The organism is Pelagimonas sp. (assembly GCF_058892305.1).
Map to the genome: position 1 here is coordinate 23,046 of NZ_JBZXVN010000006.1, position 21,261 is coordinate 44,306.

Below are 21,261 nucleotides of genomic sequence, written 5' to 3' on the forward strand. Positions count from 1 at the left end.
CTCAGCGTCCTTTGGTCAGGCGCATCCCGGTCTTTTTCAAGATGCGCGTAGAATAGAGAATATCGTTGGATCGGCAGGCATCGCCCAAAATGGCAATCACCTCGGCGCGATGTGCCTCAACCTCGTCTCGGGTCGACCCATGTAGCATCGCAAAAAGGTTATAGGGCCATTCCGGCAGGGCACGCGGGCGCAAATAGCAATGGCTGACAAAGTCGAGCGCGCCAACCTGTGCCCCCAACTCTTCGGACACGGCATCATCAACGTCCCAAACCGACATGCCATTGGCCACCATGCCCAGCGCATAATGATTGGGCGCAACGGCAATCCGGCGGATAACGCCACTGTCGATCATTGTTTGGATACGCGACACTACCTCAGCTTCTTCGAGGCCAAGCCAGCCCGCCACCTCGGCATAGGGCTGTGCCGTCAAAGGGAGCCCACCTTGGGTAGCGGTGAGGATTTTGCGGTCAATCGTTTCAATTGTCATGCCGAGACCTTGAAGCCAATAAAGAATTCTTTGAGTTTCGGAAAGCGCTTCACCTCGATATCGGTTTCCGCCTCAATCCGGTCCGCCACCTCGTCAATACCGCTCGGTTGGTCACAGGCCAAAACGAACCACATATTCAGGTGATGGGCACGTTCATAATTATGCGCCACCTCCTTGTGGGCATTGACCAAAGTCATGACCTCTTCGAATCGTTCCTCCGGCACCGCCATGGCACATAGGCAAAACGCCCCGCCCATCGCAGCGGCGTCGATAAACGGCCCGAACCTGGTGATCGCTCCGATTTCACGCAGATGGGCCAGACGTTTCAGAACATCGTCTTCGTCGGTGCCCAGCGCCTCGCCGACCTCGGCAAAGGGGCGATTGGACAGTGGAAAACCGTCTTGCAATTGGTTGATCAATTGCCGGTCAATGTCATCCAGCGCGTCGGGGGCTAAGGGTTTGCGGCGCATCAGGCAGCCCTTTCTCGTCGATCTTGCAACACCGCACCGGTCTGTTTGAAACAACGGACGGAGAAGAGCGGTTGATGCTCGATGCCCGCCAGCTCAGGCAAGGCAGATGCAGATTTCAGAATGGCCTGTGCTTCGCCTCGCGACCGTGCGTGGATCATTGAATAAAGGCTGTAATCCCAGACACCTGGAACCGTAACACGTTCATAGCACAGGGTCACACCGGGATGTTTGGCAAGGGCCTCGCCGGCGGCGATCATGCGGTCTTGGGGGACTTTCCAAACCACCATGGCGTTAGACGACCACCCAACGGAACGGTGCCGAACAATGACACCAATGCGGGTTAGCAATCCGGCACGGTAGAGGATGTCCAACCGGGTGATGACGGCGTCTTCTGTACGATTCAGTTTTTGGGCAAGTGCCGCAAAGGGCTGCGCCACCAGCGGCAGGCCTTGCGACATGGCGTGCAATAACGGGCGATCGCTTTCTTGGAATACAGACATATCTGCGTCACCTCGACGTGGCGTGGTTTCGCGGGCACCAGAAAGGCGGAAACCAAGGTCGATATTGAACGGACGACGCAAGCGTAGGTCCAAGACCGCAAGCCCGGTATCGGCGCGAATGGCGTCTAGGCTATCTTTAAGCACGGTGACATTCGGAGCTGTGGCAACAAACCATAGGTTCCAAGCATTCTCACGCAAATATGAGTGATTGACCCCGGCCTCATTACCGACCCGTGCCGCGACTTCGGTCAGCCGCTCTTCGGGAATGGACATGGCCGCCAAGGTCGACGCGCCGGCGGTGTTAGGCCGAACAGTGCCGCCAACACGCGCGATGCGACCCGCCGATTGCAAAGCCTCAAGGCGGCTAAGAATGTCGGATTCGCTGAGTCCCATCGCCTTTCCGATGTCGACAAAAGGTTGGGAGATCAGCGGGAAATCACGCTGAAACTCATCCAGCAATCGTTGGTCAATTGGATCAAGACGAGAGATCATGACGACGCTCTCCTTTTGGGAAACAAGATTGAAAGGGAGCGGGGTTGTCGCCAAAAGGTTGGTGAGATCGGCATCTTTTTTGACAAATGAACCCCATGAAATCAGCCATAAGCCACCACCTTTGCGTTGAGCTTTGCGTCATGTTTCACCTCTTTGGCCAGCTGGTGGGCCGCCATGGGGTTTAGGGTCACCACATGACCGATGACAAAAAGCAAAGGCGCGTCTAGATCGCTGGCGGCTACGGTTTCGGCAATATGGCCTAGGTCCGAGAACAGCTGCTTCTGACGCGGGGTGGTTGCGGCTGAAACCGCCATGACTGGCAGGGACGATGCCATGCCATGGCGGATCAGCTTGGACGTGATGTCTGCGATATTCATCGCGCCCATATAAACGACCAAGGTCGTGTCTTCGTTGGACAGGCTCGCCCAATCCAAATTCAAGGGGGCATCCTTGGCGCGATGCCCGGTGACATAGCGCACTCCGGTTGCCAGCCCACGATGGGTTAGCGGAACAGCGGTCGCCGCAGCCGCCCCCTGCGCCGAGGTGATCCCCGGCATATATTCAAAAGCAACACCGGCTTTGCGCAACGCGGCGGCCTCTTCGCTACCGCGTCCAAAAATCAAAGGGTCTCCGCCCTTAAGTCGCGCAACACGCATGCCGCGCCGCGCCAAATCTATCAGCAGGGTATTGGTTTCCTCTTGTGTCAGCTTGTGATCGCCGGGGGCCTTGCCCACGTCGATCCGCAAAACATCCTCGGGCACCCAACCCATGATCTCAGGCGACACCAACCGATCAAAAACCACGACATCGGCGCTTTGCATGGCCCGCAGCGCACCGCGTGTCAGCAATTCGGGATCCCCCGGCCCTGCCCCAATTAGCAAGACCTGTCCGGTTTTGGCTCCTGTTGTGTCTTTTATCATGGCTCACTCTCTTGCGGAGATGGCTGGCAATTGGTTGCGCCCGTCGAGGGATTCTTTCCCCGTCCAAGTTGTGTTCAAACCTGCCCAGATCGTGATCGCCCCTCCTTGACTTTGGTCAAAGCACTTTTGCCACTCCTCCCTGAGGGTGACATCAGACGCTTTTTGCCGCCCCTAGGCGCGCCCATCGGTACGAGTCTTATGCACGCATTCCTTTTCCCCTCTCCGCTTCCTCCTTTTGATCAAGGAAACGACCTATGACCCAGTCTCATTGGAAACGCCTGTTCTCTGCGGGCTATAGGGTCTTCTTTTTACTCGCAGGGCTTTGCGCCATCTGGGTCATTCTTGTCTGGGAAATTTGGCAGGCCAGTTTTGGTGAAATAACTCTCCCCACGGCCCAGCCCCCGCACCTTTGGCACGCTCATGAAATGATCTTTGGCTATGGTGCTGCCGCGATTGCCGGGTTCCTTCTCACTGCCGCCCCGAGTTGGACCAAATCCGGGCCTGAGCCGACCAGCTTTTTTGCCGTCACATCCGGCCTTTGGCTCGCCGGTCGTCTCGCTATCTGGTGGTCAGGGAGCTTGCCTTTGACCTTGGTTGCCATCATTGATTTGCTGTTTTTGCCTATCCTTGCGGGCCGCATTCTTCAAACCCTGCTCAAACGCCCCAAGCCACAACAGCTGATCTTGTTGGTTGCCATTCTGGTCTTTTGGTCGGGCAACGTTTTGGTGCATCTGGAATGGGCTGGCCTAACACAAGATACCGCCGATCAGGGGATGCGCGGAGGTTTGGCGGCGCTTTGCGCGTTGATTGTGATCTTGGGCGGCCGTGTCACCCCGGCTTTTACCCGCAATGCCATGTTGCGCGTGGGGCGCGAGGACAACCTACCATCGAACCCAACACCTCTGGCTGTTGCCTCAATCGCGCCCGCTCTTTTGGTTCCGCTCGCTTTGCTCACCGGCGCGCCCATTTGGGTCATGGGCTTTGTTGCGCTTGTCGCTGGCTGCGCCGCTCTTTTGCGTGTCGCGCTCTGGCGCGGAGTTTGGACCCTGCGCCAACCGATTTTGTGGACCTTGCATCTTTCCTACGCACTCAATGCCCTTGGCTTTGTGATGCTCGGCCTGGCGGCGTTTGACATTGGGAGCGAGATTGCTGCGCTGCATGTCCTTGGTATTGGCGGCGTCGGCGGCATGACATTGTCGGTGATGTCGCGTGCAGCATTGGGGCATTCGGGTCGCGACTTGATTGCACCCAAGCCCGTTGCCGTCGCCTATATTCTGGTGCCTCTTGCCGCCCTTATCCGTGTGGCGGCCACGATTTGGCCCGACCTTTATATGGCTGGCATCCTGATCTCAGGCGCTTTGTGGATTGTGGCCTTTGCGCTTTACACAATCGCGCTTTGGCCGATTTTCTGGGGTGAACGGATCAAAAAACAACCCGTTTCCGCCTAGATAAGGCACTTCTTGGTCGGTCTTCGGGGCGTCTCAGTCCAAAAAAAACGGCCCCCGCAAGGAGGGCCGTTTTATCATTCTTAGGACCGCGGTTTAACCGAAGACGGCCTTGTCTTGACGCCAAACTGCAACCACAGAAGACCGTGGCTTGCCTGCCCCATCTGGCCAAGATCCGCCGGGGTGCTGAACACCGACAAAGGCAACGGTTTTGTCAGCCGACCAGCAAAGACCAGTGACTTCGGCACCATTTGGAACGGTCATAAAGCGTATGATTTCACCGCTTTCCGGGTCGCCAACCAGCATCTGGTTGTTGCCCATTCCGGCAAAGTCACCTTCGTTCTTGTAGTTGCCGTCGGTCTGGATCCACAAAAGACCATCGGACGAGAACGCCATACCATCGGGCGAGTTGAACATGTTGCCTTCGTTAACGTTGTCCGAGCCACCATATTCGTTGTCATACACGGTTGGATTGCCCGCCATGACATAGAGGTCCCAGCCAAACTTATCAGAAGCATGGTTTTCATCGGCGGGGGTCCAGCGCACGATTTGACCGTATTTGTTGGTCTCGCGCGGGTTCACTGCGTTGACCGACGTGTCATCGCCACCGGCATTCGGCTTAACACCGCGGTTTTTGTTGTTGGTCAGGGCGCAATAGGCTTCGACCTTGAGCGGGTTTGACGCAACCCATTCCGGGCGATCCATCGTTGTACCGCCGACCTTGGACGCCGCCATGCGGGTGAAGCACAAGATTTCCGCGGCATCCATTCCGGTGGTTTCAGGCGTCAAAGCCAACCATTCACCGCTCTGATCATCGTTGAACTTGGCGACATACAAAACGCCATCATCCAGCAACCCGTCGGTGGGTGCACCCTTTTCCCATGTGGCATTGGACACATATTTATAAAGGTATTCGCCACGTTCATCATCGCCCATATAGACAACAACGCGGCCATCTTTGGCATGAACCATTTCAGCGTTTTCATGTTTGAAACGGCCCAGCGCGGTGCGCTTTACCGGAACCGATGTTGGGGCCGCTGGGTTGATTTCCGTAATGAACCCATGACGATGCGGCTCATTTGGCTCTTTGCTGATGTCATAGCGTTCATCAAACTTTTCATAGGCATAACGGCCGTCGCCGCCGATACCATAGCGCTTGTAGCCTTCGCCTTCCGGCATCTCACCGGTTGCGCCGAAATAACCGTTAAAGTTCTCTTCGCAAGTGAGATATGTGTCCCACAGCGTCTTGCCTGAGCCACAGTTGTTCATGGTGCCTTTGACCATCATGCCCGACGGATCGGCTTTGGTCTGAACCAAGGTGTGACCGGCCAAGGGGCCTGCGATTTTCATTTCGGTTTCGTGGGTGATGCGACGGTTGTACTCGCTGTCCAGCACCACTTCGAAGCCGTTGCCGGTGTCGGCCACTTCCATCACGGTCACACCCTGAAGGTTCTTAAGCAGAACAACTTCTTCGGTTGTGCGAGGGGTGCCTTCGGATTCGACGGGTAGGTTGATCTTGGGGTTCACATATTCGGAGTTCACCGCGATCAGCTGTTTGCCGTTCACTTCGAACAACTCCATGCCATCGGTGTTTTCACCAAACACCTTGTCCGACATGTCAACCGACACGCCGGTTTCGGCGCTATAGGCATCTTTGGCATCAGACCAAAGCGCATCACCCCAACGGACCAGAACTTTGTGCTCAAAACCCTCTGGAACATGGATGTCATAGTCGGTCGCAATGCCAACCGGCTTGAAACCAAACTTGGCATGACCATCGGCACGCGCCGCCGTGGTAGAGGAAAACAAACCTGTGCCAAACACAGCCGCGCCCGAGCCAAATGCCAAAGCGCCACCAAGGAAACCACGGCGCGAAACTGCGCGATCAACGACTGCGTCAAATTGGTTTGCATCAGGGCGCGGGTCGCGCTGTTCGTCAAAATCGTCCCATGACAGGTCTACCAAATTCTTATCGCTCATCTCTACAGTTCCTTGCTCACTATCATTTGCTAGGTCTGCGTCGGCATCCATACCGGCCACAGATTTGATCAGCGCGGGTGTGCCAAGCAAATGTATAGCTGACATGACGGTTTCCTAACGAATTTACGACAACGCCACCCGCCCTCGCCCCTTTACCTGCGCTTCGTGCCTGTCATATACCCAACATCAATATCCACGCGGAGAGACGCCATGCAGCTTTTTGTCGGCTTGGGAAACCCGGGCACCAAATACGCGAAAAACCGACATAATATCGGCTTTATGGCCTTGGACCAGATCGCTTCGGACCACGGGTTTTCACCATGGAAATCCAAGTTTCAAGGCCAAATTTGTGAAGGGCGTCTTGGCGGGGACAAGATTCTACTGCTCAAGCCCGAAACCTTTATGAACCTCTCTGGCCAATCAGTTGGCGAGGCCATGCGGTTTTACAAAATGGAAGTTGGCGACGTCACGGTCTTCCATGATGAGCTTGACCTTGCGCCGGGCAAATGCCGGGTCAAAATGGGCGGTGGACATGCGGGGCACAATGGATTGCGCTCTATTCACGGGCATATTGGCGAAGCTTATCAAAGGGTTCGACTTGGTATTGGTCACCCCGGTCGCAAGGATTTGGTCTCGGCCTATGTGCTACATGACTTTCCCAAAGCCGACGACGACTGGCTGAACAACTTGCTTTGGGGCATAAGTGATGGCGTGCCATCCTTGGCCGATGGCGACAAGGGACGGTTTCAAAACGCCGTTGCGCTGAAAACCAACCCACCGCGGTCCTCCAATAACAAGCCCGAGAAAGCCAAGACCAGCGACGCGCCACAAGCTGCAGAAAAATCCGCAACAAAACCAGAGCCAGATTCACGATCCGCCCTGCAAAAGCTCGCTGACAAGTTCCGTTAGGAAAACCACCTTTGGGCTTGCCCAAATTCATTTGGGCGCGCACCCTACGCGCCGGAGGTGATTTATGCTGAAAAAGATACTGCGCGGCTTGGTCGTGTTGGCGGTGATCCTAGCGGGTTTGGCGGTTTGGAAACGCGAAGACCTGATCCGTCTCAATTCCGTGAACACCCTGTTCTCCGAAGAGAAAATCGTTCACAATTTCAGTCATATGGGCGACCTTTTCCACAATCGCCCAATTCCCATCACATCCGATCCGATCCCGCTTCCAACCGGCGATCCTATGCCCCTTCCTAGCGATTGGGACACATGGCTCGCACGCCGTTCGATCACCGGTATCCTTGTCGTTCACGACGGTGCCATCCGCCATGAAAGCTATCACAGGGGCACCGATGCTAGCGATCCGCGGATTAGCTGGTCGGTGGCTAAATCCTATCTCTCGGCGCTGTTTGGCGTTGTTTTGGCCAATGGCGACATTGCAAGTCTTGATGATCCTGTGACCAAATATGCGCCCTCCCTGCGGGGGAGCGCCTATGACAATGCCAGCATTCTCAATGTCTTACAGATGTCATCAGGTGTCACCTTCGACGAAGACTACCTCGATTTTTGGAGCGACATCAACAAGATGGGGCGCATCTTGGCTCTTGGGGGATCAATGGATGGCTTTGTTGCCGGGTTAACCGAAACCTTTGTCGAACCCGGAGAACAATGGAAATACGTGTCGATCGACACCCATGTGCTTGGCATGGTTCTGCGCGGTGCGACGGGCCGCAACGTGCCGGATTTATTGGGGGAATACGTTCTTTCGCCGCTCGGAACTTATGGTACGCCGCATTATGTCACCGATGGCGATGGGGTATCCTTTGTCCTTGGGGGCCTCAACCTGACCACCCGTGATTATGCCCGCATGGGCGAGATGTTTCGCAACGATGGCCTATTTCAAGGTCAACAAATCATTCCCAAAGACTGGGTCGAGATCAGCACGAAACCGTCGGCCAAAACCGAGCCAGGCAAGATGCAATATGGCTATCAATGGTGGATGCCCGCCGATGCAAAACCCGGTGAATTTTTGGCCCGTGGGGTCTATGGCCAATATGTCTATGTCGACAAAACCGCCGATGTGGTGATCGCTGTGAACGCTGCGGATCGCGCCTTTCGCGAGGCTGGGGCAAATGACGACAGCATCACTATGTTTCGCCGATTGGCGGCACAGCTCAAGGAGACCGGATCATGATGAAACGCCCTGCGATCAATGTGTTAGACGGTATGCTTGAGGAATGCTCCCGCGACCCGCTCACCGGATTTTTCCGCGATGGTCATTGCAATACCTGCGCCGAAGACGCCGGCAGCCATACGGTGTGTGCGGTGATGACAGCGGAATTCCTCGCCTATTCCGCCTATGTGGGCAACGATCTATCAACGCCGCGACCTGAGTTCAATTTTGCCGGGCTCAAACCCGGTGATCATTGGTGCCTTTGCGCAGCGCGTTTCCTTCAGGCCCATGACGAGGGCTGTGCGCCCAAGGTTAATCTGGCTGCCACACACAAGGATGCCTTGGAGATTGTGCCGCTCAAGGTGTTGCGTGAACACAGCCTTACAAACAACTAAGGGCGGCACCTACGCGCCGCCCCCGGTCTTAGGTTTGGTCTGACAAACGGACAACTCCATTCATCAAACCCTCGGTGCCGTTGTGCACGGTCAACTGGTCGACCTTGCTTGCGATGTTTTCAAGCGCCTCAAGCTCTTTGAGGCGCAGCATCACAGGATTTTCAGCCATCACCCTGGCGGTGTTCAAAAGCGAACGGGTTGCGTTCGTTTCTTCACGACGCCGGATGACGTTGGCCTCGGCTTCTTTTTGCGTCGCAACCACCTTGTTCAAGATGTCGCGCATCTCACCGGGCAGGATCACATCTTTCAATGCGATATCGCCCACTTCGATGCCGATCTCGGCCATTTCGCCACGCACTTTGGCGGCGGCTTCGGCATCGACACTCACCTTGTCGGCCAACATCTGATCCAATGTTAGCGCGCCAAGGGTTTTACGAAACGCAAGCTGCAAGGCCCGGTGCAAAGCTTCGGGAAAGTCCCCAACCGTCGACACCGCTCGCAGAGGGTCCGTGACCCGGAAATCCGCGCTCAGGTTGATGCGCAAAGTCACCCGGTCTTTGGTCAGGATCTCTTGACCTGTCACCTCTTTGGCCTGCCAACGGGTATCCACCATCTTGACCAGATGTTTACGCCCCAACTGCCAGAACCAGTAGGTTCCGGAGGTCAGCACCTTTTGATGCACCCCGTCAATCGACCAAAGACCGACGCGCCCAAGGGCCACTTCGACACAGCTCATATCCCGCATCAATACCCGGCCACGCTCGGTTTGACCCAACCGACGGACCAAGTCTTGAGGCACGTCATGCGTGCCGGACAAGGCAAGGGTCTCGACCTGCCAGTCTCCGGCATCGCGCCACAAAAGCAACCGCTTGTCAGGCGAAAGAAGGTCCCAAATCCGACCATTGCGGCTCAGAACCGCGATCTCATTCGCGCCGGTTTCAACGGTCACCACATGAGGATCAGCCAGATCAGGCCGCGTGCGCATCAAGGCATCGGCGTATTGCGACGTGAAAACGGGAGTTGTCAGGTCAAATACAATCACCTCGGCCTTGCGCGCGCTTAGCCGGTGTTCACCAGGGCCAAGCATGGCGTCAAAGCGACCATTCAACAGGACAAGCGCCCGTTGTGTTTCGGTCAGGGTGAGGCGCTGCTTACCTTGCAGCTTATCAATCAACATTTTCATCATACTCTCCAATACGTCTTCATGCGCGCAAAACGCTTTTTCTCCTTTTGGTGTTTGGGGTTGCGCCGGGATTGGCGGCAGGTGTGACGCCCCGGCACGATTGCCAAAGCGTGAAATGAGTGGGTCCGAAACCACCCCATTGCCAAGGCAAGCGGCGGAGGATGGGGCGAGCGGTGCCGCGGCCCATTGGTGCGCCCTGCCCCATTGAGGCGTGGCGGGCCAACAGGTGGCGGCACGTCTCCCGATCCCCGGCCAATGGCCTGAGCGGAGTTGGGTCGGGCGCAGGTCGTGACCTTTGCCGCGATCCACCCCCGCGAGGATGGTTTCGGAACCCGATGTGTTGGACCGCTTAACGCGGGCCGGCGTGATAGGCCGGTGCTCACTTAAGAGCTTTGAGAAACGGCAGGAGTCGAACCTGCGACACCCAAATTATGAGTTTGGTGCTCTATCCAGACTGAGCTACGTTTGGACATGTTGACGGGAGTCGAACCCATGACCTGCGGAACCTAGCCCCGCTGCTCTACCTGACTGAGCTACAACACACTGTGCAACCCCACTGTCTCAGCCTTGGCATACGGGAATGGCAGAGCCAACCGCACCGGGTGAGCAACAACTCAGCCCGCAAAGGTCTGATCCATCAGGACCACGAGGGGGAAATAATCCGCAAGAGATGAGTCGTTCAACCGGTTGGTTGAATGTCGCACAGGGGCGTTGCGCCTGCGCAACATTATTACTCACTCGCGCAACAAATGAAAAAGGCGCTCCGAACCGAAGCGCCTTTTGCCAATTTCCAAAGCGGTTGCGCTTTGCAAAAATATCAGTCCGCTGTGCGGCCTTCTGTGTCGGACATATCAAAGCCAAGGTGTTTGGCGACGGTAAAGATGTCTTTGTCGCCGCGCCCACACATATTCATGATGATGATATGATCTTTGGGAAGCTCTGGCGCGATCTTGGCGACATGGGCCAAGGCATGGCTTGGTTCAAGCGCCGGGATGATGCCTTCTGTTTCACAAGATAGCTGGAACGCGGCCAAGGCCTCTTTGTCGGTGATGGCGACGTATTCCGCTCGGCCAATATCATTTAACCAAGCATGTTCAGGACCGATACCGGGATAGTCGAGCCCGGCCGAAATTGAGAACCCTTCGAGGATTTGGCCATCGTCATCCTGCAATAGATAGGTGCGGTTGCCGTGCAAAACACCGGGGCGACCACCAGTTAGCGACGCGCAATGCTCCATCTTGTCATTCACCCCCTTGCCACCGGCTTCGACGCCAATGATGTTGACGTCTTTGTCGTCAAGGAAAGGGAAGAACAGGCCCATCGCGTTGGACCCGCCGCCAATGGCGGCGATGATCGTATCGGGCAAACGGCCTTCGGCTTCCATGATCTGCTCTTTGGCTTCTTTGCCAATGATCGATTGGAAATCGCGAACCATGGCCGGATAGGGATGCGGGCCAGCAACGGTGCCAATGCAGTAAAACGTGTCGGCGACGTTGGTCACCCAATCGCGCAGGGCATCGTTCATCGCGTCCTTGAGGGTTCCGCGACCGGAGGTCACCGGGATAACCTCGGCCCCCAAAAGGCGCATGCGGAACACATTGGGAGACTGACGCTCAACGTCATGCGCGCCCATATAAACAACACATTTGAGACCGAACTTGGCACAAACGGTGGCCGTAGCAACGCCGTGTTGACCGGCACCGGTTTCGGCGATGATCCGGGTTTTGCCCATGCGTCGGGCCAGAATGATCTGCCCCAACACGTTGTTGATCTTGTGCGCGCCGGTGTGGTTTAGCTCATCGCGCTTGAGGTAAATCTTGGCCCCACCAAGGCGTTCGCTTAGGCGTTCTGCATGATAGAGGGGCGATGGGCGGCCAACATAGTGCTTCCACAAAAAATCCATCTCGTCCCAGAATGACTGGTCTGTTTTGGCCTTCTCGTATTCCTCTTCCAGCGACAGGATCAGCGGCATCAAAGTCTCGGAGACAAAACGCCCCCCATGGATCCCAAACCGCCCCTTTTCATCAGGGCCAGTCATGAAGCTGTTGATGAGGTCTTCCATCGCGTTTCTCCCGTGCGGTCTTGGCTTTCAATAGGGCAATTGGGGCGCAAAAGGCCAGAGGCAAATCATTTTGCGATGCCTGCCGCCCGTTCCAGAGCCGGATAACGTGCACCCAGTGTCAGAGCGCGCATGACAAAGGACACCATCAAACCCGCCCAAAGCCCGTGATTGCCCCAGATTGGCACCATCACAGCGACGGCGATGAAAAACGCAACGGCGGAGATCACCATCATATTGCGCATGTCCCGTGTGCGGGTTGTCCCAATGAAAATCCCATCCAGCATCCAACTTGGCAAGCCAATGATCGGGGTCATTGCGATCCATATTAGGTAGATGCGCGCCGTGGATTGGACCTCTGGGTCTTTGGAGATCATGTCGATGATAGCCCCACCAAAAAGCCAGAACCCAATGGCAAAACCAAAGTTGCAGATAAATCCCCAAAGTGTGCTCAACCACGCGGCACGGCGCAATCGGGCGACCGCCCCTGCCCCAAACGCCTGACCAACAAGGGCTTCTGCCGCGAAAGCAAAGCCGTCAAGCGCAAAGGCCATGATCTGGATGAACTGCATAAGCACTTGATTGGCCGCCAATTGGACGGTGCCAAAACCGGCGCTAAAGTAGAAAATGAAAGACAGGAAGATCGCTTCGAGCATCAAAGATCGTGCAAGGATATCGGTGTTGACCACAGCCATTTTACGCAACGCGGCCATGTCGAAAACCCGCGGCCAATCGCGAGCCGCCGCGTGACGCAACGCATTACGACAGAGCCAGAGCCCAAACGCCAAGCCGCTCCATTCGGCGATCACGCTAGCACCGGCAACTCCCTGAACACCCCAGCCCATGCCGGTGACAAAGATCAGATCCCCAACCACGTTCAACACCGTGACCAACACCTGCATCGCCAAAACCGCGCGCGACCGTTCACGCGCAATCAGCCAGCCCAAAATGCCGTATATGCCGATTGCCGCCGGGGCGGACCAAATGCGGATATTCATGTAGCTACGCGAGAGTGTTTCGACGTGATCGTCGACCGGGGACATTCCAAAGGCGAGACCAAGTATCGGTTGCAACAAACCAATTATCACCAATCCACCGGCCCCGCCGATCATCAGCGAGCGCACCAACAAGGCCACCACTTCGCCACGATCCCCCGCGCCTTCGGCCTGTGCGGTCATACCGGCGGTGCCCATGCGCAAGAACCCAAAGACCCAGTAGATCGCCGACAAAACCACCGAGCCAATCCCAACGGCGGCGATGGGTTCAGCATGCGGGATTTGACCGACCACCGCCGTATCGACAACACCGATCAAAGGCACCGCAACATTGGCGAGCATGATCGGAATCGCGATCTTTAGAATGCGGCTATGGGTGATTTCATCGCTGCTCATCTCGGCAATCGCTTGTGTCTAGGGACAGTGGGGCGCTGCCCCGCCCGCCTTGGGCGGACTCCCCGGGATATATTGGGAAACAAGAAACCGCGACGGCACTGTGTCGTCGACAGGATCAGGATTTGGGGCGCGGCATCAGAAAGTGCGCTGTGGCTTGGGCCATTGGGCGGTCGCGATTGTCTTGCCAGGCTTCGGCCTGAACCGAGGCATAGCGCCGCCCCGACCGGGTCACCCGCGCCCGTGCATAGGCATCGCGGGGAAGCCCAGAGCGCAAATAGTCAACGGTGAAGTCGATGGTTTTGGGCAGGCGCGGCAGGTCGCCATGGGTCAAGGCATCGGGGTCAAGTGTGCCGTTTTCGATGTCTTCCCAAAGGTATGACCAGCTGAGCGTGATAATCGCCGCCGTTTCCAGAAACGCCGCCGTGACGCCACCGTGCAGGGCTGGCAAAAACGGGTTGCCGATGAGCTTTTCATCAAAGGGCAAAACCGCGGTGAGTTCGTCGCCGTGACGTTCAAACGTAATCCCGAGGTAGCGAATGTAGGGCACCCCTTCGACGAGCGCAGCAAGTGCGGCATCGCGACGTTGTTTGACGATCTGGACGGGTTCTGGGGGTTTGCGCACCATTATTTCGCCTCCACAGTAAAGGCCCCGGCCGCCGTCGCGACGGGATTGTCGAAATCGGCGTCGAAAGCCTTGGCGCGTACAAAAGCGACGTTGCGGGTGATGTGATAGCATTCCGCATGGGCGGTAATTGCCTGACCGGGGGTTGCCGCCCGCATGTAATCAATCCGTAGGTTGATGGTTGCGGTGCCCGCAGGGCTATCAGGGTGGCTCATTACGGCGGCACCGGAACATGTGTCCATCAAGGTCGACACCGCCCCACCATGAATCACACCGGTTTTAGGATCACCTATCAAGGCCTCATCATAGGGCATGGTGATCTCAGCCAGCCCATCACCAATCTGCTTGATATGCATCCCCAACGCCTTGGCATGCGGGATGATTTCAATAAACTGTTTGGCGATTTTCGCCTTGTCTGCGGTCATGGCGTGCTCCTTTGCCTTAGTTATGGGCACCAAGCGCAACAGCCGCAAGCTGTTTGGCTACCGCCAAGGAGCGTTGCGTCAGCAAAGGTTGTCAGAGCGATTTTCGGGGCTTAGGTTGCAGGCAAGGGAGTTTGCCATGGAAGATGCCCGTCTTAGCTTCAAAGACATGTGTGAGCGGTTCGATGTGACACCGCGCACGTTGCGTTACTATGAGTATATCGAGCTTTTGTCGCCTGAGCGGCAAGGCAGATCGCGATTTTATGGGGGCAAGGAAATCGCCCGCATGACGCTGATTCTGCGGGGGCGCAAGTTTGGGTTTCAGCTCGAAGACATTCGGCAATGGCTTTTGATCTACGAAAAGGAGGGCAACGAAGCCCAGATGCGCGCGTGGATCGACATGGCCGACAGGCAAATGCGCGAGTTGGCCGAACAGCGTAAACAGCTAGACGAAGCCATGAATGAATTGCAAACTCTTCGCGACGATGTGGCGTCGGACTTGGGAATCTGACAACTCAACACCTTTTCCATTTTCTCCTTTGCATAGAGCGGCCTAACCCAATGGATAGGCCGTTAACCCTTTGTTGGTATTTGTGATTCATACGTTAACCAAGGCCCTTTAAAACAAAGTTACAAAACCCGGACCTTTACGTTGCCTGATCTTACGTCAACCTGAAAGTGACGCGGCGTATGAGTTACGTCAACGGTTTTTCCCATTGTATGAAGGGAACAGATTTAGCACCTCAAGGGCATGTTAGCCACCGAGGATGATCTGATGAGCGAAGACAGAGTAATGACGATTAGGGAGATGTGCGACGCGTTTGAGGTGACACCACGCACTTTGCGCTTTTACGAACAGAAAGAATTGCTGTTCCCGATCCGCGAAGGCCAAAAGCGCCTCTTTACCAAACGTGACCGTGCCCGGTTGAAACTGATCCTGCGAGGCAAGCGTTTTGGCTTTTCCCTCGAAGAGATCCGTCAGCTGCTTGATCTGTACGATGTTGAGGACCAGCAGCAATCGCAGCTGGAACAGACTTATGAGATCGCCCGGCAACGTCTGGCTGATATGGTTCGTCAACGCGATGAACTTAACGCCGCCATTGAAGAGCTGAAAGAACAGATGGTTTGGGGCGAAAAAATGCTCGCCTCGGCACAAAACAGGAAAAGCGCGGCCGGGTAGCACTCGGCCAGTCACTCTAGGGAGAGAGAGATGCCTTCATACACGGCCCCCACCAAGGACCAGCAGTTTGTTCTGCATGACGTTCTCAACGTCAACGATGCGAAAATTCCCGGCTACGAAGATCTGGACCGCGACACCACAGGTGCCATCCTGGAAGAGTCCGCCAAGATCGCCGAGCAGGTTATGTTTCCCTTGAACGAGGTGGGTGACAAACAGGGGTGTAAACTCGAAAACGGTGTGGTGCGCACGCCCGAAGGGTTTAAAGCCGCGTTTGACGAAGTGCGTCACGGTGGTTGGACCGCTCTGGATTGTGATCCGGAGTATGGCGGCCAGGGTCTCCCCTATCTTATCGCCACGGCTGTTGGCGAACAATTCTCCGCCGCCAATATGGCGTTCAACATGTATGCGGGTCTAACGCACGGCGCATATTCGGCGATCCACGCCCATGGTAGCGATGAGCAGAAAGCCACCTACCTGCCGAAAATGGTCACTTGTGACTGGACCGGCACCATGAACCTCACCGAGCCACATTGCGGCACCGATCTGGGCCTGATGCGCACCAAAGCCGTGCCACAGGACGACGGCAGCTACAAAGTCAGCGGTCAGAAAATCTTTATTTCCGCTGGTGATCACGACCTTGCCGACAACACTATTCACCTTGTTCTGGCGAAAACCCCCGGTGCCCCCGAAGGTATCAAGGGCGTATCACTGTTCATTGTGCCCAAGTTCATCGTCAAAGAAGACGGCTCTCTTGGGGATCGCAATAGTGTGTCGGTCGGCAAAATCGAAAAGAAAATGGGCATCAACGGCAATGCCACCTGTGTTCTGGACTATGATGAGGCCACCGGCTTCCTCCTTGGTGATCTGAACAAAGGCATGCGCGCCATGTTCACAATGATGAACGAAGCGCGTTTAGGTGTTGGCCTTCAGGGGTTTGCCCAAGCCGAAGTGGCCTATCAAAACGCCGTTGAATACGCCAAAGACCGCCTTCAGGGGCGCGACGTAACCGGTGCGAAGAACCCAGAAGGTCCGGCCGATCCGCTGATCGTTCACCCTGACATCCGTCGCAACCTGATGGATCAGAAAAGCTTTATCGAAGGTGGTCGGGCGTTCATCTATTGGGGGGCTCAGATGCTTGATATGGGGCATCGCAACGGTGACAAAGAAACCGAAGGGCTTGTGTCTTTGCTGACGCCTGTCATCAAAGGGTATCTCTCAGACAAAGGCTTTGACTATGCCGTGACCGCCCAGCAAGTCTATGGCGGCCATGGCTATATCGAAGAATTTGGCATGTCCCAGTTCGCCCGCGATGCGCGTATCGCAATGATTTACGAAGGTGCCAATGGCGTTCAGGCGCTTGATTTGGTTGGCCGTAAACTTGCCACAGATGGCGGCAAACATGTCATGGCGTTCTTTGATCTGGTCAAAACCTTCTGCAAAGAAAACGGTGACGACGAGGCCATGGCCGATTTCGTCGGGCCACTCAAAGACGCCTCCAAAGACCTTCAGGCCGCTGGCATGTACTTCATGCAAAACGGCATGAAGAACCCCAACAATGCGCTCGCTGGGTCCTATGATTTTATGCACATGTTTGGTCTTGTCTGCCTTGGTCTGATGTGGGGCCGTATGGCCAAGGCCGCGACGTCAAAACTCGCCGAAGGCACTGACGACGCAGCGTTCTACGAGACGAAACTGGCAACCGCGCGCTACTATATGGCACGTCAGCTCCCCATGACCGGAACGCATTTGCGCCGGATCGAAAGCGGTGCTGACACTGTGATGGCGCTGGACGCCGACCAGTTCTGATATCTGTGATGGCGGGGCCGCCCCGCCACGCATCACTACCGGATTTGGGAGGAACCGGCATGCGCATCGCGTTGAACTATGTGTTGAACAACGGCAAAGGCCGTGCCGTTCATTCACAGCTGTTGCGCCTACCGTCCCTCCCCTTTTCCATGCATGTTAACGGCCCAAACGCCCCCCGTTTTGTATCGAAAAGTATCTGACATGCCCAAACGCTTTCGCCTCACCCGTCGTTTTAATGCCGCTATGACCGAAGATGGATACCGCAATCTGAAACGGTTCGCGCAAGAGGCCGGGCTAGATGAAGGCGAAGCGTTGTCGTTCCTATTCGAAAACTTTGACAGCGTCACCGATACCGAGGTGCTGTCTCTCAAACTCCGCCAATTCAATTCCGAGCTTGAAGCTCGTAAAAAGTAAGAAAGAGATCCACCTATGAGTTGGATGACAGACGAACACCAAATGTTGGCAGAGATGACGCAAAAGTTCATCGAAACCGAGTGGTCTCCTCTTTTTGGCAAATGGCGCAAACAGGGTCAGATGGACCGCGAGATTTGGCAACAGGCCGGTGAGTTGGGTCTTCTTGGCCCCTCGATCCCCGAAGAATACGGTGGCGCCGGCGGTGATTTCGGCCACGAAGCCGTCATTTTGATGGAAGCCAACCGGGCGAATTTGGCCAGTTGGGGCGTGGGCATCCATTCCGGCATCGTCGCCCACTATGTTCTGGCCTATGGCACCGAAGATCAAAAGCAGCGATGGCTTCCGAAATTGGTCACGGGCGAGATGGTCGGCGCACTAGCGATGACCGAACCCTCAACAGGCTCGGATGTGCAGGCGATCAAAACCAAAGCCGTCAAAGACGGAAATGCCTATAAATTGTCGGGGCAAAAGACGTTTATCACCAATGGTCAGCACGCCAATCTCATCATTGTCGCCGCAAAGACTGATCCAGCCCAAGGGTCCAAGGGTGTGTCCTTGATGGTGGTTGAAACCGACGGGTCACACGGGTTTCAACGTGGCCGGAATTTAGAGAAAATCGGCTGTCACGCGGCGGATACATCCGAGCTGTTCTTTGACAATGTAGAAATCGCACCAGAAAACCTCTTGGGTGGTGAAGAAAACCAAGGGTTCTATCAACTGATGCAACAGCTCCCTCAAGAGCGGATGGTTATTGCCTGCATGTCCATGGGGGCCATGGAGGGGGCGGTTGAACGCACCATCGCCTATTGCAAAGAGCGCGAGGCCTTTGGCGGGCCGCTCACCCAGTTTCAAAACACCCGCTTTAAACTTGCGGAATGCGTGACCAAAACCAAGGTTTGCCGCGCCTTTCTTGACGAGTGTATGGCCGAATTGATCGCCGGAACCTTGACTGTCGATAAGGCGGCGATGGCCAAATACTGGCTCACGGATGCTCAAGGAGAGGTGTTAGACGAATGCCTGCAATTGCATGGCGGCTATGGTTACATGCAAGAATATGCCGTTGGAGAAATGTGGGCCGATGCCCGTGTGCAACGGATCTATGGCGGTACGAATGAGATCATGAAGGAACTGATTGCGAGGGCCCTGTGAGACTTGAAGCAATAGGCTTTGCGGACAGGATTGGACTGGGGGTTTCACACCCCCAGACCCCTGTGGAGTTTGTTTGGCAAGATGAAACAAAACCGCATATCGAACCCGGCAGCTGGGCAGCAATCGGTCCACTCTGCCGCCGCGCCCGACCGCCAAGTGGACCGCAGGCGGGGCATCAGAGTTTCACCTCGCACGTTGCTCAGCTCTCCAGCCTACAACGCAGGAACGTTGTAGCAACATTAGGCTTAACAAACCCTGAATTTGGCTACTCTTCATCTTGCCAAAAAGACTCTGCAGGGGTGCGGGGATGCAAAATCACCGCCTCTGTCGGCGAAACAAGCGACAACGTAGGAAACGTGTCATGACCATGAAACTCTATTGTTTTGGTGAAAGCGGGAACGCTTACAAAGCCGCTCTTGCGCTTCAACTCTCAGGGTTGGATTGGGAACCGGTCAAAGTTGATTTCTTCAATGGTGAGACCCGCACGCCGGATTACCGCGAAAATGTCAATGAAATGGGCGAGGCCCCAGCCCTTGTCGATGGAGAAACGCGGGTGACCCAATCCGGGGTTATCCAGATGTATGTCACCGAGAAAAGTGGTAAGTTTGGTGGCGAGACCCCCGAAGAGGCGCGCGAAGTCATGCGTTGGATGTTCTGGGACAATCACAAGCTGTCCTCCCAAGCTGGAATGACGCGTTTCCTGATGAACTTCCTCCCCGAGGACAAGCGCCCTGCCCCCGTGATCGGGTTTATGCAAGGCCGCCTAAACGCCGCGTACAAAGTGCTCAATGATCACCTGCAAGAGCGGGATTGGATCGTTGGAAACGGTGTGACCAACGCCGATCTAAGCTGTTGCGGCTACCTGTTTTACCCAGAACCGTTCGGGTTTATCCGCGCGGACTGGCCCGAAATTGATCGTTGGCTTTCGAAAATCGAAGGGCTCGACGGTTGGAAACACCCCTATGATTTGATGCCCGGCTCCCCCGCGGACCGAGCTTGACCAAGGAAGACAAGAATGACCGAAGCCTATATCTATGACGCCGCCCGCACCCCGCGTGGCAAGGGCCGCAAGGATGGCAGCCTCCACGAGGTAACGAGCCTGCGCCTGTCTGCGCAAATGCTGAACGCCATGAAAGAGCGCAACAATCTGGAAGGCCATGCCGTAGAAGATGTGATCTGGGGCAACGTCACCCAGGTTATGGAACAAGGCGGATGCTTGGCACGCTCTGCGGTTTTGGCCTCTGACCTTGACCAATCGATTCCGGGCCTGGCGATCAACCGGTTCTGCGCCTCGGGCATGGAAGCCGTGAACCTCGCCGCCAATCAGGTCAAAGGTGGCGCAGGGGATGCCTATATCGCCGGTGGTGTCGAAATGATGGGCCGCGTCGCGATGGGGGCTGATGGCGCAGCGATTGCGGTGGACCCGAGCCTCGCCATGGACAGCTATTTTGTCCCGCAGGGCATTTCGGCCGATATTATCGCAACCGAGTATGGCTTTAGCCGCGAAGACGCCGACGCACTGGCGGTTGAATCGCAAAAACGTGCCGCCGCGGCCTGGGCAGACAATCGCTTTGCCAACTCTGTTGTGCCCGTCATCGACCAGAACGGCCTGACCATTCTGGACCGCGATGAATACATGCGCCCCGGCACCGGTGTTGACGATCTGGCGAAACTTAAGGCGTCATTCAAGGACATGGGCGAAGTTATGCCCGGTTTCGACAAGATCGCCTTGATGAAATACCCTCATCTTGAGCGCATCAACCACATCCACCATGCGGGCAACAGTTCGGGCATTGTTGATGGCTCCGCCGCCGTTTTGATCGGCAACAAAGAGTTCGGAGAAAAGCACGGCTTGAAGCCACGGGCCCGCATCCGCGCCACCGCCAAGATCGGGACCGACCCGACAATCATGTTGACCGGCCCGGTTCCTGTGACCCAAAAGATTTTGGCCGATCATGGCATGACCATCAACGACATCGATCTGTTCGAAGTCAACGAAGCCTTTGCGTCGGTTGTTCTGCGCTTCATGCAGGCCTTTGACGTGGATGATAGCAAGGTCAACGTAAATGGTGGGTCGATCGCCATGGGTCACCCTCTTGGGGCCACCGGAGCGATCATCATCGGAACCCTATTGGATGAGCTGGAGCGCAGCGGCAAAGGCGTTGGCCTTGCCACTTTGTGCATCGCCTCCGGCATGGGCGCAGCCACCATCATCGAACGCGTGTAA

At 55.9% G+C, this 21,261-nt stretch carries 21 protein-coding genes and 2 tRNA genes; 11 read left to right on the plus strand and 12 right to left on the minus strand.

The window, feature by feature from the left end:
- Window position 1 precedes the first annotated feature (1 nt).
- The 4 genes from ahbB (AC5EFR_RS02605) to cobA form a co-directional block, all read right to left on the minus strand.
- On the minus strand, window positions 2-487 hold the full coding sequence (gene ahbB / locus AC5EFR_RS02605; RefSeq protein ID WP_493574407.1) for a siroheme decarboxylase subunit beta: 486 nt from the start codon (window positions 485-487) through the stop codon (window positions 2-4).
- On the minus strand, window positions 484-957 hold the full coding sequence (locus AC5EFR_RS02610; protein ID WP_493574408.1) for an Lrp/AsnC family transcriptional regulator: 474 nt from the start codon (window positions 955-957) through the stop codon (window positions 484-486). Before AC5EFR_RS02610 ends, ahbB (AC5EFR_RS02605) begins: the two co-directional genes overlap by 4 nt.
- Window positions 957-1,949: a siroheme decarboxylase subunit beta gene (gene ahbB / locus AC5EFR_RS02615; RefSeq protein ID WP_493574409.1), complete on the minus strand. Its 993-nt coding sequence runs from the start codon at window positions 1,947-1,949 to the stop codon at window positions 957-959. The genes AC5EFR_RS02610 and ahbB (AC5EFR_RS02615) overlap by 1 nt, the downstream gene beginning before the upstream one ends.
- 101 nt (window positions 1,950-2,050) lie before the next feature.
- Entirely contained in the window at window positions 2,051-2,869 is an 819-nt protein-coding gene (gene cobA, locus AC5EFR_RS02620) for a uroporphyrinogen-III C-methyltransferase (RefSeq protein ID WP_493574410.1), read from the minus strand.
- A 254-nt stretch (window positions 2,870-3,123) separates the two neighbouring features.
- Here cobA and AC5EFR_RS02625 point away from each other — a divergent pair, with 254 nt between their 5' ends.
- Window positions 3,124-4,317, plus strand: coding sequence for an NnrS family protein (locus AC5EFR_RS02625; RefSeq protein WP_493574411.1), 1,194 nt, complete (start codon window positions 3,124-3,126; stop codon window positions 4,315-4,317).
- Window positions 4,318-4,410: 93 nt separating this feature from the next.
- Here the strand turns inward: AC5EFR_RS02625 and AC5EFR_RS02630 are convergent, their stop codons facing one another.
- Window positions 4,411-6,294 carry a PhoX family protein gene (locus AC5EFR_RS02630; RefSeq protein WP_493574495.1) on the minus strand — a complete coding sequence of 628 codons (1,884 nt, stop codon included), beginning with the start codon at window positions 6,292-6,294 and terminating at the stop codon, window positions 4,411-4,413.
- 210 nt (window positions 6,295-6,504) lie between these two features.
- Between AC5EFR_RS02630 and pth the strand changes: the two genes are divergently transcribed.
- The 3 genes from pth to AC5EFR_RS02645 all read left to right on the plus strand — a co-directional run bounded on the left by pth (window position 6,505) and on the right by AC5EFR_RS02645 (window position 8,808).
- Window positions 6,505-7,203: an aminoacyl-tRNA hydrolase gene (pth, locus tag AC5EFR_RS02635; RefSeq protein WP_493574412.1), complete on the plus strand. Its 699-nt coding sequence runs from the start codon at window positions 6,505-6,507 to the stop codon at window positions 7,201-7,203.
- A 64-nt stretch (window positions 7,204-7,267) separates the two neighbouring features.
- Window positions 7,268-8,434, plus strand: coding sequence for a serine hydrolase domain-containing protein (locus AC5EFR_RS02640; RefSeq protein ID WP_493574413.1), 1,167 nt, complete (start codon window positions 7,268-7,270; stop codon window positions 8,432-8,434).
- Window positions 8,431-8,808, plus strand: coding sequence for a DUF2237 family protein (locus AC5EFR_RS02645; RefSeq protein WP_493574414.1), 378 nt, complete (start codon window positions 8,431-8,433; stop codon window positions 8,806-8,808). Before AC5EFR_RS02640 ends, AC5EFR_RS02645 begins: the two co-directional genes overlap by 4 nt.
- 28 nt (window positions 8,809-8,836) lie before the next feature.
- On the opposite strand, the gene AC5EFR_RS02650 is transcribed toward AC5EFR_RS02645, so the two are convergent.
- From AC5EFR_RS02650 to AC5EFR_RS02680, 7 genes are all read right to left on the minus strand, one after another.
- On the minus strand, window positions 8,837-9,991 hold the full coding sequence (locus tag AC5EFR_RS02650) for a slipin family protein (protein WP_493574415.1): 1,155 nt from the start codon (window positions 9,989-9,991) through the stop codon (window positions 8,837-8,839).
- Between the two features lie 394 nt (window positions 9,992-10,385).
- Window positions 10,386-10,458 (minus strand) — tRNA-Ile (locus AC5EFR_RS02655).
- Window positions 10,458-10,534 (minus strand) — tRNA-Leu (locus AC5EFR_RS02660). Before AC5EFR_RS02660 ends, AC5EFR_RS02655 begins: the two co-directional genes overlap by 1 nt.
- A gap of 274 nt (window positions 10,535-10,808) precedes the next feature.
- A complete protein-coding gene (gene trpB / locus AC5EFR_RS02665; protein ID WP_493574416.1) occupies window positions 10,809-12,053 on the minus strand; it encodes a tryptophan synthase subunit beta in 1,245 nt (414 codons plus the stop codon).
- 65 nt (window positions 12,054-12,118) lie between these two features.
- Complete coding sequence (locus tag AC5EFR_RS02670; RefSeq protein ID WP_493574417.1) at window positions 12,119-13,441, minus strand: MATE family efflux transporter; 1,323 nt, start codon at window positions 13,439-13,441, stop codon at window positions 12,119-12,121.
- A 115-nt stretch (window positions 13,442-13,556) separates the two neighbouring features.
- Window positions 13,557-14,066 carry a PaaI family thioesterase gene (locus AC5EFR_RS02675; protein ID WP_493574418.1) on the minus strand — a complete coding sequence of 170 codons (510 nt, stop codon included), beginning with the start codon at window positions 14,064-14,066 and terminating at the stop codon, window positions 13,557-13,559.
- The gene (locus AC5EFR_RS02680) at window positions 14,066-14,488 is read right to left on the minus strand and encodes a PaaI family thioesterase (RefSeq protein ID WP_493574419.1); all 423 of its coding nucleotides are present in this window, start codon (window positions 14,486-14,488) and stop codon (window positions 14,066-14,068) included. Before AC5EFR_RS02680 ends, AC5EFR_RS02675 begins: the two co-directional genes overlap by 1 nt.
- Before the next feature lie 136 nt (window positions 14,489-14,624).
- Between AC5EFR_RS02680 and AC5EFR_RS02685 the strand changes: the two genes are divergently transcribed.
- The 7 genes from AC5EFR_RS02685 to AC5EFR_RS02715 all read left to right on the plus strand — a co-directional run bounded on the left by AC5EFR_RS02685 (window position 14,625) and on the right by AC5EFR_RS02715 (window position 21,261).
- Window positions 14,625-14,996: a MerR family transcriptional regulator gene (locus AC5EFR_RS02685; RefSeq protein WP_493574420.1), complete on the plus strand. Its 372-nt coding sequence runs from the start codon at window positions 14,625-14,627 to the stop codon at window positions 14,994-14,996.
- A 264-nt stretch (window positions 14,997-15,260) separates the two neighbouring features.
- Window positions 15,261-15,665, plus strand: coding sequence for a MerR family transcriptional regulator (locus AC5EFR_RS02690; protein WP_493574421.1), 405 nt, complete (start codon window positions 15,261-15,263; stop codon window positions 15,663-15,665).
- Window positions 15,666-15,695: 30 nt separating this feature from the next.
- Window positions 15,696-17,471: an acyl-CoA dehydrogenase C-terminal domain-containing protein gene (locus AC5EFR_RS02695; protein ID WP_493574422.1), complete on the plus strand. Its 1,776-nt coding sequence runs from the start codon at window positions 15,696-15,698 to the stop codon at window positions 17,469-17,471.
- 201 nt (window positions 17,472-17,672) lie between these two features.
- The gene (locus tag AC5EFR_RS02700; RefSeq protein WP_299930025.1) at window positions 17,673-17,885 is read left to right on the plus strand and encodes a hypothetical protein; all 213 of its coding nucleotides are present in this window, start codon (window positions 17,673-17,675) and stop codon (window positions 17,883-17,885) included.
- Window positions 17,886-17,900: 15 nt separating this feature from the next.
- Complete coding sequence (locus AC5EFR_RS02705) at window positions 17,901-19,034, plus strand: acyl-CoA dehydrogenase family protein (protein ID WP_493574423.1); 1,134 nt, start codon at window positions 17,901-17,903, stop codon at window positions 19,032-19,034.
- Between the two features lie 361 nt (window positions 19,035-19,395).
- Entirely contained in the window at window positions 19,396-20,034 is a 639-nt protein-coding gene (locus tag AC5EFR_RS02710) for a glutathione S-transferase family protein (RefSeq protein WP_493574424.1), read from the plus strand.
- 15 nt (window positions 20,035-20,049) lie between these two features.
- A complete protein-coding gene (locus tag AC5EFR_RS02715; RefSeq protein ID WP_299930018.1) occupies window positions 20,050-21,261 on the plus strand; it encodes an acetyl-CoA C-acetyltransferase in 1,212 nt (403 codons plus the stop codon).